At 70.6% G+C, this 15980-nt stretch carries 10 protein-coding genes; 2 read left to right on the forward strand and 8 right to left on the reverse strand.

All coding sequences use genetic code 11. The annotated features are described in order from the left end of the window. A partial coding sequence (locus tag ACPXB1_RS30115; protein ID WP_425736129.1) for an N-acetylmuramoyl-L-alanine amidase occupies positions 1-1208 on the reverse strand: 1208 nt, incomplete at its 3' end. Beyond that, on the reverse strand, positions 1208-2656 hold the full coding sequence (locus tag ACPXB1_RS30120; RefSeq protein WP_425736130.1) for an FG-GAP repeat domain-containing protein: 1449 nt from the start codon (positions 2654-2656) through the stop codon (positions 1208-1210). The genes ACPXB1_RS30115 and ACPXB1_RS30120, both read right to left, overlap by 1 nt. A gap of 342 nt (positions 2657-2998) precedes the next feature. Here ACPXB1_RS30120 and ACPXB1_RS30125 point away from each other — a divergent pair, with 342 nt between their 5' ends. After that, positions 2999-4045: a LacI family DNA-binding transcriptional regulator gene (locus tag ACPXB1_RS30125; RefSeq protein ID WP_355598581.1), complete on the forward strand. Its 1047-nt coding sequence runs from the start codon at positions 2999-3001 to the stop codon at positions 4043-4045. A gap of 15 nt (positions 4046-4060) precedes the next feature. Here ACPXB1_RS30125 and ACPXB1_RS30130 read toward each other — a convergent pair whose 3' ends face one another. The 6 genes from ACPXB1_RS30130 to ACPXB1_RS30155 all read right to left on the reverse strand — a co-directional run bounded on the left by ACPXB1_RS30130 (position 4061) and on the right by ACPXB1_RS30155 (position 14954). After that, complete coding sequence (locus ACPXB1_RS30130) at positions 4061-5695, reverse strand: fucose isomerase (RefSeq protein ID WP_355598583.1); 1635 nt, start codon at positions 5693-5695, stop codon at positions 4061-4063. A 79-nt stretch (positions 5696-5774) separates the two neighbouring features. Further along, positions 5775-6767 carry a substrate-binding domain-containing protein gene (locus tag ACPXB1_RS30135; protein WP_425736131.1) on the reverse strand — a complete coding sequence of 331 codons (993 nt, stop codon included), beginning with the start codon at positions 6765-6767 and terminating at the stop codon, positions 5775-5777. 27 nt (positions 6768-6794) lie between these two features. Then, positions 6795-7889, reverse strand: a complete 1095-nt coding sequence (locus ACPXB1_RS30140; protein WP_355598587.1) for an ABC transporter permease — start codon at positions 7887-7889, stop codon at positions 6795-6797. Further along, positions 7886-9481, reverse strand: coding sequence for a sugar ABC transporter ATP-binding protein (locus tag ACPXB1_RS30145; RefSeq protein WP_355598589.1), 1596 nt, complete (start codon positions 9479-9481; stop codon positions 7886-7888). Before ACPXB1_RS30145 ends, ACPXB1_RS30140 begins: the two co-directional genes overlap by 4 nt. 5 nt (positions 9482-9486) lie before the next feature. Then, complete coding sequence (locus tag ACPXB1_RS30150; protein WP_355598591.1) at positions 9487-11667, reverse strand: family 43 glycosylhydrolase; 2181 nt, start codon at positions 11665-11667, stop codon at positions 9487-9489. Further along, the gene (locus tag ACPXB1_RS30155) at positions 11667-14954 is read right to left on the reverse strand and encodes a DUF2961 domain-containing protein (RefSeq protein WP_425736132.1); all 3288 of its coding nucleotides are present in this window, start codon (positions 14952-14954) and stop codon (positions 11667-11669) included. Before ACPXB1_RS30155 ends, ACPXB1_RS30150 begins: the two co-directional genes overlap by 1 nt. Positions 14955-15339: 385 nt before the next feature. Between ACPXB1_RS30155 and ACPXB1_RS30160 the strand changes: the two genes are divergently transcribed. Continuing rightward, the coding region (locus ACPXB1_RS30160) for a M23 family metallopeptidase (protein WP_425736133.1) at positions 15340-15980 on the forward strand (641 nt) is incomplete at its 3' end.

Here is a 15980-nt window from a genome sequence, read left to right on the forward strand (position 1 = left end):
CTGTGGGTGAACGCGATGACGTCGTCGCGTCCGTCGCCGGTGAAGTCGGTGGGTGACCCACCAAAATACCGCGCGGCCGACCCGCCACCACCCTGGTTCACGAGCGAGAGGTAGTAGTTCCAGTTCCAGTTCGGCCCCGGATCGGTGTGGTCGTTGCCCGGGACCTCGTTGTGCCCCTTGATGCCCGTACGGTTCTTCGGAATGCCGTACTTGTCGCACAGATAGCGGGTCAGCGCGGCCGAGGCACGGTACATCGCGTCGGTGAACCACGCCGGGTCCGCGACATAGCCCTCGTGCTCGATGCCGACGCCGTAGGCGTTGCCGGACCGGGCGTGGTACGCGGTGTCGCCCTCCCGGACCATCTGCGTGATCTCACCGTTGTTGGACTTCACCACGTAGTGGGCGCTGACCCCCGACGACGGATTCTGGAACCAGCTGATGGTGCCGGCGTACGAGCCCTGGGTGACGTGAAGGATCACCGTCGTGATCCGGCTGGACCGCCCGACGCCGTAGTTGGCGCCGTTCGCGGCGATCCACCGCGCCGGCGCGTACTCCGGTACGGCCGCGGCGAGCGCGCCGGGCGCCGCCCCGGCAGGGAGCACGGTGGCGTAACGGCCCCGCTCCGGCTCCGCCCGGTGGGCCCGGACCGGGACGGCGCCCGGGATGCCCTGCTGCACGAGGTCGTAGATCCCGTCCGCATACAGGCGTGCGGTCGCGTCGTCCGCCGCGCTGCCGTACCTCGCCACCACCGGATACCAGGCGGTGACCCGGTCCCGGGCGGCCGCGGTCAACCCCTCGGCGTCGGCCAGGTCGCGCAGCACGGCAGCGCCGCCACGGATGTTCGCCGAGGTGACGGTCTTCAGCGTGCCGACCGGCTCACCGGTCAACGTCGCCGCCCGTTCCAAGGTGTGCTGGGTGGGGTTGCTCACCAGGTGCATCACCCCGTAACCGTTGGCCTGGCTCGGCTTGCCGTCGTGGCCGTCCAGCCGAGACTCGCCGTAGCCGACAGCGACCAGGACGTCCCGGGGTACGTCGTACTCCTGCGCCGCCCGCACAAAGGCCGCGTCCAGGTCGCTACGGCCCGGCGGAGTCGCGGTCGCAGGCGTCGGCGTGACCGCCACCGCGCCGACGAGCGCCGCGGCCAGCAGGGCGACGCCACCACGCCGCCGCCGTCGTGTTCCGGCCACCGGGGCCACCAGTCGTGACATCACAGGGTTACCTCACCGTTCAGGCCGAAGTAGTCGTGCCATTTGATGCTGGGACCGAACGTGGTCCCGGTCGACAGGGCGACGTAGACGTCATTGGTGGCGCCCTTGGTGAAGACGATGAGGTCCTCTCTGCCGTCGCCGTTGGCGTCGCCGAGGTAGGGGAACTCGCCGGGTAGGCAGAAGAAGTCGTGCCATTTCACAGTGGTGCCGGTGAAGCCGGAGCCGGTCGAGACGGCGGCGTAGACGTCGGCGTCGGCGTTGCAGGTGAACGTGACGATGTCGTCGCGTCCGTCGCCGTTGATGTCGCCGACGCGGGGTTGCTCGGCGCCGACGGCGAACAGGTCGTGCCACTTCTGCGGCGCCCCGAACGAGGCGCCGTTGGACAGCGCCACGATCACGTCGGAGGCCGATGCGGGGCCCTGGGTGAACGTGATGATGTCGTCGCGTCCGTCGCCGTTGACGTCGCCGAGCGCAGGGAACTCCCCCGCGATGGAGAAGTAGTCGTGCCACTTCACGGCGGTGCCGGCGAACGACGACCCGGTCGACAACGCCACGTAGACGTCAGCCGTCGCGTTGTGCGTGAACGCGACGATGTCGTCGCGGCCGTCGCCGTTGACGTCACCGACGGCGGCGATCTCCGCGCCAGGGACGAACCAGTCGTGCCACCTGCCCGGGGACGTGAACGCCGACCCTGTCGACAAGGCCACGTAGACGTCACCGGTGTTGCTGTGCGCGAACGTGACGATGTCGTCCCGTCCGTCGCCGTTGAAATCACCAGTCGACGCGGTCTCCCCACCGATGGAGAAGAAGTCGTTCCACTTCACCGACGTTCCGGCGAAGCCGTTGCCGGTGGAGGTGCTCACGTACACGTCGGCGGCGGCGTTCTGTGTGAAGGTGAGGACGTCGTCGCGGCCGTCGCCGTTGACGTCCGTCGGTGCGCCGCCGGTCATGCCGTGGGTCCGCGCCGCCTGGTTGAGCAACGTTCGCGCCGTCGCCGCCGCCTGGTCGTACCGATCGGGAAACCCCGACCGCTGTACGCACTGGGCGACCTGGCCGGCCGTGTAGCCGGGATTGTTACGGTCGCAGGTGATCGCCCTGGTGACGTACTGCGTGGTGGCGTAGACCGGGTCCATGATCTGCTCCGGCGTGCCCCAGCCGTAGTCCCAGCGCTGCTGGAAGACACCCAGGCTGGACTTGTCGCCGCAAGGCAGGTTGTTCATGTGCGACTCGACCCACCCGGCCTCGAACGTCGAGAGCATGACCTTGTCGTTCACGTTGTACGACCGGGCCACCCGGTAGACGACGAGGATGACGGCCGGGTCGTGGGTGGCGGGGACGGACGGACAAGCGAGCGTGTCGATCGGTACGGCAGCAGCGGGCGCAGGGACCGCGACCGTTGCCGTTGCGGTCAGGAGGGCGACAAGCATCGCCAGCGAACGTCGTCTCACAATGCTCCTCAGGGACGTCAGGTGTGCGACCGGAAGGTGGTTCGCCAGCTGACGCCCCGCCCCGTGGGCGCCGCGTCGGCCGGCGCCGGTCCGGCCGTCCGAAAACGGGGCCACCCGGCACGCGAGAGAGCGGGAAATCGATTGCTGACGAGTGTTGTAGTCACCGGCATCGATGTCAATACCTCCGGAGTTCGGCATCCGGAACGGCCTGGGCCCGACCAGAAATCGATTGCTTCCTCTGTATAGGATTCCGAGCGATCTCCCGAGGTGCGAGCACACCTGGGGTCGGCGACCCGATGGCAAACCGGTCGTCCTGGCCTGGGCGACAACGATGGGGGCGGGATGACGACCATCTACGATGTGGCCCGCAGGGCAGGCGTGTCGCCCGCGACCGTCTCCCGGGTGCTCAACGGACGCGACTCCGTCGACCCGGAGCTGGCCGCCCGCGTACGGCAGGCCGCACAGGATCTCGACTATCGCCCGAACGCTGTCGCCCGCAGCCTGCGCCGGAGCCGGACCAGTCTCTGGGCGGTCATCATCTCCGACATCGGAAACCCGTTCTTCACCTCCATGGTGCGTGGCGTCGAGGACGTCGCACAGGAGGCCGGATTCTCGGTCGTGCTGTGCAACGGTGACGAGGACCCGGACAAGGAGGCCCGGTACGTCGCGGCGGCCCTCGCCGAGCGGATGGCCGGGGTGATCATCTCCTCGTCCGGGCGGCCGGCCCTGATCAGCCGCCTGGTGCAGGCCGGTATCCCGGTCGTGGCCATCGACCGGCAACCGCGCGGCGTCGACGTGGACACAGTGCTCGTCGACAACATCCACGGCGCCGAGCAGGCGACGACCCACCTGGTGCGCAGCGGCTACCGACGGATCGCCTGCATCACCGGCCCGCGCCGGATCTCCACAGCCATGCAGCGGCTGCGGGGCTACCAGAAGGCGCTCAAGGCGAGCGGGCGTTCGACGAACGAGGACCTGATCCAGTACGCCGACTTCCGCGAGGACGGCGGGTACCGGTCGATGGCCTCGTTGCTGGAGACCGGCGAGCCACCGGACGCGGTGTTCGCGGCCAACAACCTGATGACAGTGGGCGCTGTCGAATGTCTTGTCGACAACGGCATCGACGTACCGGACCGGTTCGGCATCGTCGGGTTCGACGACATTCCGTGGGCGCACCTGGTCCGGCCGTCACTGAGCACCGTCTCCCAACCCACCTATGACCTGGGTCGTACGGCTGCCTCGCTGCTCGTTGAGCGGATCGCCGACCCGGCGAAGGCGCCCTCGACAGTCGTCCTGCGCACCGAACTGCGGGTACGGGAGAGTTCGGCCCCCGGGCAGCCGAACCGCCCCGACGACAGCCCTCGGCGCCGCGGCACGACCGGCCCGTAAAACGAGACCGGCCGCTCATATCCGCACGTCACCGCAGAGGTGGACGGCTACGCCCAACTCGGCGAAGAAGGCCGCCTTGGCCCGCAGCGCACGGTCGGCGATCAGCGCGTCGGGGGCGTAGACGACGTTGACATGGTTGGCCTTGTGCCGGGCCATCAACTGGTCGCGGCCGACGCCGTGCAGCACGGCGTGCATGATCGGCCACTGTGGATTCGTGGCGTCGAGCCGGCGCTGCGTCTCGGCCGCGGGCAGCTCGACAACCGTGCCGCGACCGAGGTCCACGTGCAGCGCGCCGTCCATGACGAACACCCGCGACCAGACGATCTCCCCCGGTTTTGACACCCCGCTGAGGGTGCCACCGCCGAGCGGGAAGTACATCGGCGGCTGACGCATGCTGTAGGACCGGTCGTAACCACCGTTGTGCGACGCGGGCACCGAACCGGAGATCTCGAAGACCCAGACAAAACTTTCGCCGTACTGCTCTCCCCAGCGGATGTCATGCAGCGTGGTGGCCGGGTCCAGGCCCATCGCGGTCCAGATCCGGTTGGTGACCAACGAATCCACCGCGACGCCCTCGTCGACCTCATTGAAGTGCGGCAGCGGCACACCCGGGTACAGCTCCCGTGAGCCGTCGCGGCTGGTCACCGGGGGGCGCACCACGTTGTTCAGCAGTCCCTCGGCCAGGTCGCTTGCCGGAACGGTGTCCTTGAGGCCCTGCTGGTACTGGATTCCCACCGCGTCCAGGCCGAAGTCGTCGGCTATGCGCAGCGCGGCCACGTACATCCTGCACTGGCTGAGCAGCTGCGCGTGCGTCAGTTCGGTGGCCTCGTCGACGCCGGTGTGGAACGTCATTCCCGCCGCGTCGAGCCAGGCGAGCACTGCCTGCGCCTCGGGCTCGGGTACCCGCGCCATCTCCGCCACCAGTGCGCTCTGCGACAGGCGTTCCTTGAAGATGCCCAGCGGGTTGAGCAGCTCGTCGTCGATGATGGCGTTGTACATGCCCATGCAGCCCTCGTCGAAGACACCGATGATGGCCCGCTCGGAGACGAGCTGCCGGGCCAGCGCCACGCCGAGTTCGACCTCGGCGTCCGGCGGCAGCGCCGGCAGGGGGCGTACGTGGCTCTCGTCGTGCACCACCTCGCCGGTCTCCAGCCACTTCTTCAAGCCGTCGCGCGCCCATTCGTCGGTGAAGTCCTCGCTCCACAGCGTCGAATACCGCACGCCCGCCTTGGTGAGGCTGCCCGCGAGGTTGAGCAGCCCCACCAGACCGGGATACTGGCCGCTCCAGTTCGCGACGAGCAGGATCGGCCCCCGGTGGGCGCGCAGCCCTGCCAGCACGTGGTGGCTGTACTGCCAGACCGCCTCGACCACGATCAGCGGGGCGTCGGGCGGGATCGTCCGGAACACCTCGATTCCTGCGCGTTGGCTGGCGATGAACCCGTGGCCGGTGACCGCGTCGACGTCGTGGCCGCGCCGGACGTGCCAGCCCAGCGCGGTGACGGCGGCGGAGAGGTCCTCTTCGAGCTGCCGCTGTGTCGGCCAGCAGGTGACGTTCGCGCTCAGCCGCAAGTCGCCGCTCGCCACTGTGTAGACGGTGCGCGGCGGGGCGGCCGGCGGCTGCACCGGCACGGGCAGGATGTAACGGGTCACAGGGCGGCTCCCTTGACTGTCGGGCGGTTGACGGGTCGGGCAGTCGTTGCTGCGAAGCGACCAGGCCGGCGGTGCGTACTCAGAGACCGCCGAGCTTGGCGTACGCCTCGGCGGCGTTGTCGCTGGTGATCCGCGTTGTGTCGAGCGTGGTGGCGCGCGGGACGTCCGTGGCGCAGTCGACAAGGATCTTCCGGGCGAGTTCGACGGCCTCACGGCCACCGGTGGCGTACTGGAAGGTCGCGGCGAGGCGGCCCTGTTCGACGGCCTTGATCCCGCCGGAGGGCACCGGCAACGCGTCGATGCCTGTGAACTTGATCTTTTGTTCGAGCCCGGCCGCCTTGGCGGCGAGGTAGGCGCCTTCCGCCATCGGATCGTTGTGCGCGTAGACGGCCGATACGTCCGGGTGGGCCTTGATCAGGGCGTCCGCCACCGACTGCCCCTTCTCACGCAGCCAGTCCCCGGGTTGGGAGGCGACGATCTCGATCTTCGGGTTGCCGGCGATGCCCTCACGGAACCCCTTCGCGCGCTCTGCCGCCGGCGTCGAGCCGGGGAGCCCCGCTATCTCGATCACCTTGCCGCCGCCGGGGAGCAGCGTCTGGGCGTAGAACTCGCCGGCCGCCCTGCCGATGGCGACGTTGTCCCCTCCGATGAACGCGGTGTACGCCTCGCCCTCGACCTTGCGGTCCAGCACGATCACCGGGATGCCCTTGTCGTACGCCTTCTTGACCACGGCGGTCAGCGGTTTGGCCTCGTTTGGCGAGATGATCAGCAGGTTGATCCTCTGGGTGAGGAAGTTCTCCACGTCGGCGACCTGCTTGCTGTTGTCCTGCGCGGCGTCGGAGACCACGACGCGGAAGCCGGGAACCGCCTTCGCGGCCGTCTGCACGTCGTTGTTCATCACCTGCCGGTACGGCTCGGCGTTGTTGGCCTGCGACATTCCGATCAGGAAGTCCTTGCCGGTTCCGCAGGCGCGGGCCGAGCCGGCGTCGTCGGAGGGTTTCTCGACGGTGCATCCCGCGGTGGTCAGAAGCGCGCCGGCGACCAGCAACGCGAGCACGGTTCGTCTGTGCATGGCAGTGGCTCCTCGGTGTGGGTTCGGTCAGGCGATGCCGTGGCGCAGCTTCTGCAGCGCCGCCGCGAGCACGATCACCAGTCCCTTGATCAGCAGTTGGACGTTGGCGTCGATGTTGTTGAGCGCGAGGATGTTGTTGAGGATGCCGAGCAGCAACGCGCCGGCAAGGGTGCCGCCCATCGAGCCGGAGCCGCCGGCCAGGCTCGTCCCGCCGATCACCACAGCGGCGATAGCGTCCAACTCGTATCCGGCGCCGTCGTTGGGGCTGCCCTGGTTGAGCTGTCCCGCGTGGATCACGCCGGCCACCGCCGCGAGAAGGCCGGCGACGGCGAACACGGCGACCTTGATCCGCGTGACGGGGACACCCGAGAGCCGGGCCGCCTTCTCGTTGCCGCCGATCGCGTAGACGTGCCGGGCGAACGCGGTCGTCCGCAGCACCACGATCGCGGCGATCCCGATCAGGACGAACAGGACCGCCGGCACCGGGAGCACGCCGTTGAGGGAGCCGTTCAGCAGTTCGAAGGCCGGCGGGGCTTCGTGTGCTCCGTCGCCGTAGGCGATCGGGATCCCCAGGCCACCCGACCAGATCCGGGCGATGCCCCGCGCGACCTGGAGGCCGGCGAGGGTGACGATGAACGACTGGATGCCGAGGCGGGCTACGGCGTACCCCTGCACGGCGCCGAAGAGCGCACCGATCACGAGCACCACGGCCACCGCGGGCACGATGCCGAACCCCGTGTCGACAAGGAGGGTGGCGGTGCCGACGGCCGACAGACCGAGGATGGCGCCGACCGACAGGTCGATGCCTCCCAGCAGGATGACGAACGTCATGCCGATCGCGATGATGCCGATCTCCGACACCGCGCGGACGATGTTGCCGAGGTTCCCGGCGGTGAGGAAGAGGATTTCGCCGTCGCGTCGAGGTGAGGCGAGGATCGCGACGACGAAGACCACGAGCAACGCGAAGAGACTCTGCACCGCGAAGAGGCGTTCGACGAGTTCGCGGCGGCTGCGCGGCCGGCGCAGCCAGCGGGCGGCGGTGCCTCGCAACCCGACCGTGCCGGCGGCGGGCGGCACCTCGGTCACGGCGGGCTCCGGCGGCGGTACGCGGACGTCGGTCATCGTTCATCCCTTCCAGCGGTCGCGCCGCCCATCGCCGCCGCGAGAATGTCCTCGCCGGTGCAGCCGCCGGTGGGGAGGTCGGCCACCACGCGACCGCCGCGCAGCACCACCACGCGGTCGCAGACACCGAGCAGTTCGGGCAGCTCCGACGAGGCGAGCAGGATGCCCATGCCCTCGCCGGCGAGCCGGCGCAGCAGTCGGTAGATCTCGGCCTTCGCGCCGATGTCGACGCCGCGGGTCGGCTCGTCCAGCAGCAGCAGCCTGGGCTCGGCGAGCAGTTGCCGGGCGAAGACGACCTTCTGCTGGTTGCCGCCGGAGAGCGCGCCGACGGGTGTGGCCGCCGACGACGTCTTGATGGCCAGTTCGGTGATCGTCCGCTGGACCACGGAGCGCTCCCGTTTGCGGCTGACGAATCCTGCGGTCGTCACGTTTGCCAGGGCGGTCAGCATGATGCTGCGACCGACCGGATGTCCGAGGACGAGTGCGGCGCGGCGACGGTCCTCGGGCACGAAGCCGACCCCTGCGCGCAGCGCCGCGCGCGGGTGCCTCGGCGCGTACCGGCTGCCGTTCAACCGGATCGCGCCGCTGCGCCGGCCACGCGGACCGGCGCCGAAGAGGGTTTCCAGCAGTTCGGTGCGGCCGGCTCCCATCAGGCCGGCCAGGCCCACGATCTCGCCGGCCCGTACGGTCAGGCTGATGCCGTCCGGCTCGCAGCGGCCGGGCCGGGGCGCCCGGGGCCGCACGGCCAGGTCGGTGACGTCGAGCAGTGGCTCGCGCACGGTCCCGCGTGGGCTGTCCGCGTCTCCGGGCGCGAACAGCGAGGTTGCCCGTTCGCCCACCATCATCGCGATGATCCGCCGCCGGTCCGTCCGCCCGGCGGGCACGACACCGGCGACCGAACCGTTGCGCAGCACCGTCGCACGGTCGGCGACGACCTCGATCTCCTCCATCCGATGCGAGATGTAGACGACGCCGACGCCCCGTCGGCGCAGGCCGTCGATGGTGGCGAAGAGCCGCCGTACCTCCCCGTCGGCGAGCGCGGCCGTCGGCTCGTCCATGACGAGCACGCGGGCATCCAGCACGAGCGCCTTGGCGATCTCGACGAGCTGCTGCTCCCCCACGCGCAACGACCCCACGGGCCGCCGCGGGTCGATGTCGGCCCCGAGCCGGTCCAGGTGCTCCTGCGCGGTACGGACGGCCGCCCGCCGGTCGACTGTGCGCAACCGCGTCCGGGGTTCCCGTCCGAGCACCAGGTTGTCGGCCACCGACAGGGCGGGCACCAGGTCGAGTTCCTGGTGGATGGTCGCGATGCCGGCGGCCTGGGCGGCGGCGGGACCGGCGAACCGTACCGGCGTTCCGTCGACAGCGACCTCACCGTCGTAGTCGGTGATGACGCCGGAGAGAATGTTGATCAAGGTGGACTTGCCCGCGCCGTTCTCCCCCAGCAACGCGTGCACCTCACCGGCGCGCACGTCGAAGGCGACGCCGTCCAGGGCCGTCACACCGCCGAACCTCTTCGCCACGCCGGTCATGGCGACCACCACCGGCCCGCTCGTGTCCGACTCCGCGCGCGGCGGGTCTCCGATGTTCACGGCGGTCACGGGACCGCGTTCATCGCGGCGTGCGCGGCGTCGGCGAACGCGACGTCCCGCCGGACGCCGCTTCCGACCAGCCGCCAGGTGCCTCCCGGATACTGTCCCGGCCCCCAGGACAGGCCACCCGCACGCCACAACGGTTGCCAGGCCGCCATCGCGTGCCCGGCGTCGTACCAGGTGTTGTCGCCGCGCCAGGCCGACCCCCACCTGTGCACCGCTACCACCGAGAGCCCGGCCCCGGTGGACATCGTCCACCGGGGCATTCCGGTGACGTCACCTGTCGGTCGTGCCTCCACCGCCGGATCCCCGACCGTCGGGGACGCGCCGTCGACGTTGAACGCCACCTCCCACACCGCCGCCGTCGGCCACCCGTTGACCGACCAGGTGATGTCGCTCTGCAACCCGGGGCCGGACCATCGGGGCGCCACAGTGAGCAGCCAGTCGGCGGTGACCGGCTCGTCGCCGAACGGAATGCCGACAAGGTTGATCCGGGAGCCGTCGGCCGATACGTCGACCCGGGCCGGTGCGCCGGCCCGGTCGGTCACGTCGAACCGACCCACAGCGAGGTACGGGCCCGTGCCTCGGTGCGACGAGTCCAGCGCGGGCCGGTAGTTGCCCGCTCCGGCCGGGTCCACCGCCAGTTCGGCGATCCGGGCGTTGGGCCAGGTCCGCACGTCGGCGCGGAGGAACCCGGTGGCCACCGTGTACCCGCGCGCCACCACCTGCGTCTGCCAGGTCAGCGGCGCCAGCCAGAGTCCGCCCTGGCCCCAGCCGGCGTGGCTGAGATACCAGGTCGAGCCGTCCACCACGACCTCGGCGGCGTGCGCGTCCAGGACCGCCACCTTCTCCGCGCCGTCGAACCGCAGCGGGTCGCGGCTGCGGTAGACGGCCGTCCGCCGGTACGCGGCGCCGTAGTCCGTGCCGTCGCAGCAGACGAACAGGTACCACCAGTCCCCCCGGCGCACCACGAACGGCGACTCCGTCTGCCCACCCGCCTGACCTGTGTACGGCGACGTGTAGGCGACCGCGCGGGCGCTCCAGGACCGCAGGTCGGTGCTGGTCCGGTACGCCACGACGTGGTTGCCTCCGGACGGGCTCGACGTGGCCGTGTAGTACATGACCCAGCGGTCGCCGACCCTTGTCACCATCGGGTCGCGGCCCTCCCACCCGTCGGTGAACAGCGGGTTGGCCGAGCTGCGGGTCCAGGTGAACAGGTCGGTCGAGGTGGCCAGGTGCATGCGGTAGCGCGTGTAGTCCGGATTACCGGCCGCGTAGAACATGTAGTAGACGCCGTCGTGGTGCACGACGTGCGGAGCCCAGATCCACTGCTCTCCCGCGCCCGGGTCGGCGATCAGGGCCACCGGCTGCTTCGTCCACGGACCGGTCGGGCTCGGCGCCGTCGCGTGCCCGAAGACCTTCTCGTCCTGGGGCGCTCCGGGTTCGGCGTGGGTGATGCCGAACAGGTGCCACACGCCGGTCTGCTGGTGCCGCGCCAGCGTGTGGTCGTTGTAGTACCAGGTCGTCGACTCGCCCACGCTCGGGTCGTAGACGCGGGTCGACGCGCCTCGCGACGGCGTCTCACCGGCCGTCTCGTACGGCGTCGTGGTGACCGCCGCGAGCGGGCCGACGCGGCGCAGCGTCACAGTGTCGAGCCCCGCGAAGAAACCGGTCGATGGCGCGGACCTGCCGGTGGCGGTGACAGTGAGGCGGTGCGTGCCGCTGGGCAGCGACGCCGAGCCCAGAGGCACCGCGCCGGCGCGCTGCACGGTGCTGGCGTACCCGTCGAAGAGCTGGCCGACAGCCACTCCGTCGACGGCGAAACGCAGCGTGCCGTAGTCGCCGGCCCGGGTGAGCACCGCGCCGAGGTCGTACTGCCCGGCGGGCACCGACGGCAGGGTGAGCGTCACCGAGTCCCCCGCGCGGGCAGCCCGGAACCACAGCTGCCGCCCGCCGGACCAGCTCACCCCGCAACAGTCGGCCTGCGCCCCGACCGGCGCGGTGGCGTTGACGACAGCCAGCGACTCGGCCTCGAACCGCACCGGGTCGTCAGACAGGGCCGAGGCCGCCGCCGGGACCGGTGTCAGGGCGGATGCCGCCGGTACGGCAGCCAGGACCGGCACCGCCGGGGCGGCTGCCAGGACAGCTCCGAGCAGGAGCGCTGCGGTGACACGTCGGGCGCGCATCACGACACGCTCGGGCGGGGCAGGTCGACGCCGGGGGCGAACTGGTCGTGCCAGCGGTTGGCGGCCCCGAGCCCGCCGCCGGTGGACAGCGAGACGTACACGTCGGCAGTGAGCCCGCGGGTGAACCGCACCACGTCGGCCCGGCCATCGCCGTTGAAGTCCCCGACCCCTGGCAGGTCGTCGCCGAGGGCGAAGCTGTCGTGCCACTTCCAGGCGTCCTGCACGAAGCGGGTGCCGTCGGAGAGCGACACGAACACGTCGCCCGCCGTACCCCGCGTGAACGTCAGGATGTCGTCGCGACCGTCACCGTCGACGTCGCCCACCGCGGGCAGTTCGTCGCCGAGGGCGAAGCTGTCGTGCCACTTCCAGCCGTCCTCCACGAAGCGGGTGCCGTCGGAGAGCGACACGAACACGTCGCCCGCCGTACCCCGCGTGAACGTCAGGATGTCGTCGCGACCGTCACCGTCGACGTCGCCGACCGCCGGGAACTCGTCGCCGAGGGCGAAGTGGTCGTGCCACTTGACGCCGGGTCCGAAGCCGGAGCCGGTGGACAGCGCCACGTAGACGTCGGCGGCGGCGCCACGGGTGAAGGTGATGATGTCGGTACGCCCGTCGCCGTTGACGTCGCCGACCGCCGGGATCTCGGTGCCGACGGCGAAGAAGTCGTGCCATTTGACCCCGGCGGCGAATCCGGTACCGGTGGAGAGCCCGACGTAGACGTCGGCGTTGTCGCCCCGGGTGAAGGTGACGATGTCCGCGCGGCCGTCGCCGTTGACGTCGCCGGTGAGAGGGATCTCCGCGTCCACGGCGAAGAAGTCGTTCCAGGGTCGGCTGTCCGGCACGAAACGGGTGCCGTCGGAGAGCGAGGTGAACACGTCGGCCGTGGCGCCGCGCGTGAAGTCGATCGCGTCGTCGCGTCGGTCGCCGTTGGCGTCGCTGGTGTTGCGGCTCCGGGTGGTGGCCGACACCTCGGCCGAGGGCGCGGCGACGTTGCCCGACCCATCGACCGCCACGATGCGGTAGTAGCGGGTCTGGCCGGCCGGCAGCGGCCCGTGCCGGAACGCCGTGGCACGGGTCGTGCCGACCAGGTTGGCGGCGGTGATCGTCACGCCCGGGTTCCGGGACGCGTAGACCCGGTAGAAGACGATCCCTACGTCGTCGGCGGAGGGCGACCAGGTCAGGCCGGGGGCGTGCACGCGTCCGCCGGCCAGGGTGAGACCGGCGACCGTTGCCGGGGCTGTGGTGTCGGCGAACGGCGGCACCATGCTGTCGGCCTGGTACCGGACGGCGGTCCACGGCGGCGCGCCTGCGGCCGGGGTGAGCTGGACGGTGACCGTCGACCGGCCCGCCGTCAGGGCCGCGGGCAGGACGAAGTCGTCGGCCAGCCAGCGTTGCCGGTCGTTGCCCAAGGGTTGGAGCCACACCCCGGCCGGTACGCCGTCCACCGACACGGCCGCCTGCTGGTAGCCGCCGGACTGGTCGCTGTGGCGGCGCAGCCGTACCCCCTGGTTTGTCAGGTCGACGGCTAACTGAAAGCGGACGGGTGCGGTCGTGGCGCGGACCTGGGCGGTCTGCGGGACGTTGTCGTCGTCGCCTTCGAAGCTGGCGGTGAGCGCGGTCTGGGTCGCCGACGAGTCGGTGTACGCGTGGGCGGCGCGGCTGGCGGCGTCGCCGGTGACGACGGTGTCGGTCCGGCGTGTGGTCACGGTGCGCTGGGTGTAGAGGAATGCGGTCGAGGCGTACTCCGCCGGCATGTCGTTGGCCGGCCCGTGCTCGATGCCGAAGCGCAGCGCGGAGCCGTACGCCACCGCGTCGCCGATCATCAGCCGGTAGGCGGCGTCGCACTCGTCGGCGCATCCGCCGCCGCGGACCAGGTGCGCGGTGTTGCCGGTGAAGACGCCGCTGTACTCGCCTCGGTTGAAGTACCACCCCGACTCGTAGAAGTCCTCAGTGCCGGTGCCGTGGATCTGCGGCGTCGGCGAGCCGTCCACGTACACCCGCTCGTCGCCTTCAAGGTAGTTGCGGGTGTTGCCGCCGATGATGTGGCCGCGCATGGTTTGCGAGACGCCCACGAACCGGCCCCGGCCGGACTGATCGGCGACGATCCAGTCGTTGCCGCCGACCGTCTCCGCGCGCCGCGACTGGGTGGTGAAGTAGCCCGCGCTGCCGTCGGCGGCGAGCCGAGACGTCCACTCGGTGCCGGGCGCCGACGTCACCTCGACCTCGATCCCGTTGACAGTGGTGCCTGTCGTGTTGACGAGCGTCACGGCGGCGGAGGAGCGGAAGGGCATCGGCCACCAGGCGCTGTACCAGCCGCCGGGTGCGGAATCCATTGCGAACATCAGGGATCGGACGTTGCGCTCGCCCAGCCCGCCGCCGAAGAACTCCCCGACAGGGCTGTCCGCTGTCGTCCGTCCGTCGAACGTCAGCCGCAGCCGCAGGCCGGCGAGCGTCGGCGCGCCGGCCGCCGCATCGGGTACGCGCAGCCGCAGCGCGGTGATCGCCCGTGGACCGGTCAGGCCGGCCAACGACACCTGGCCCTGTGCCGGCGCGGTGACTGTGGCGCGGCCTGTGGAGGCGCCGGCTTGCGCGGGCTTCGGATCACGGGTGCCGGCGGCGCGCAGCAGGGTGACCACGTCGGAGGCCGGGTCAGCCGGGTCGAAGCGGGTCACGCCCTCGGCATCGGCGAAGGTGCGGTAGGTGACGTGGTGAAAGAGCGGGTTGTTCTGGGTGGTGATCCGCATGGAGTCGCGGTAGGGCATCGGCACCTTGATCGTGACGCCGCCGGAGGTCTGGTCGGCGTTGCTGACCAGCGGTGCGACGAAAGGACTGCCGAGTCGCCCGTCCACCAGGGCCTGAAGGTCGGCCTGGACGACCACGACGCCGTCGAGTTCGATGCGGATCCAGCCGGTGGCGCGGACGTCGCCTTCGTCGCGGGTGAACCAGATCGACTGGACCTCGCCGGGTCCGCGCGCCTCGGCGATCACGCATCCGCCGCTCTGGCGTAGGCAGGACCAGGTGCCGACGAAGCCGTCGTCGTTGGAGCCGTCGCGGCCGAAGCTCGAGAACTGATGGGTACGGGTGCCTGCGGCCAGCTCGGGCAGGCGGTCGAGCCGCCGGTAGGTGTCCCATCCGGTCGGTCCCTTGTCGTCGGCGACGGCGAACGCGGAGGCGTCGACAACGCTTGGCGCGGGAACGGCCAGCGTGGCGGCGGAGGCCGTCGCCGGTGGGATCGCGGTGAGCATGGCGACGGTGGCGCCCAGCCAGCGGGTGACACGGAGCCTCATCGGTGTCCCTTCCCGAGCGACCGAGAGCGGTGGGAAATCGATTGCTGGCGAGTTAACTGCTCGACTTCCACGGTTGTCAATACCTTGCGGGCGCTTTCCCTCCGGGGCAAGAAATCTTCATCGCCCGGCGACCGCGGGCCGGCCGCGGCAGGGCTGGCCGAGCCCGGACTGAAGAAGATTTTCGGCGGACAGGACCGCCTCGGTAGGTATTGACAGACGCCGAAGCCTGCAGTTTCACTTCTCCTCAGCGCCACCGTCTCGCCGCTCGGGACGCGACGCGCCCCTCTCCGACGCGACTGCCAGGCCCGCCCATCGGCGATCGGCGACACCGGCCCACGACGCGCGGCACACCGCTGCGACCGCCCACCCCGATAGGAGTCGCCCCATGTCCAGACTCCCGACAAGCGCCGCCCGGCGCGTCCTCGTCGCACTGCTCAGCCTGGCCGGGGTGAGCCTGACCGCCGTGGTGAGCACGCCCTCTCCCGCGCTCGCCGCACCGAACTTCAAGGCGCCGTTCCCCTGCGGACAGCGGTGGACCTACGACCACCACAGCGCCGAGGTGAGGCAGGCGCTGGACTTCGTCCGCGCGGACGGCGGCACCACCGGTGGCACGCCCCAGGTGGCGTCGGCCGCCGGCGTCGCCCGCCGGTACTCGCAGCCCAGCGGGGCCGGCAACTACATCGTCATCGACCACGGTGGCGGCTGGACCACCTACTACTTCCACCTCAGCGCCTACTCGGTGCCCGACGGCGCCTACGTGCAGCAGGGCCAGCAGATCGGCGTCACCGGTAGCACCGGCAACTCCTCCGGTCCGCATGTGCACTACGAGCAGCTCTACAACGGGGTCGGCCAGACGATCGTCATCAACGGGGTGTCCCTCGCGCCGTATCCCGGCCAGTACAACCAGAAGTACCTGGTCAGCGACAACTGCGGAACGCCGCCACCGGCCGCCGCGCGGTATTTTGGTGGGTCACCCACCGACTTCACCGGCGACGGACGCGACGACGTCATCGCGTTCACCCACAG

This window comes from Micromonospora sp. DT68, from assembly GCF_049847245.1.
GTDB lineage: Bacteria > Actinomycetota > Actinomycetes > Mycobacteriales > Micromonosporaceae > Micromonospora > Micromonospora profundi.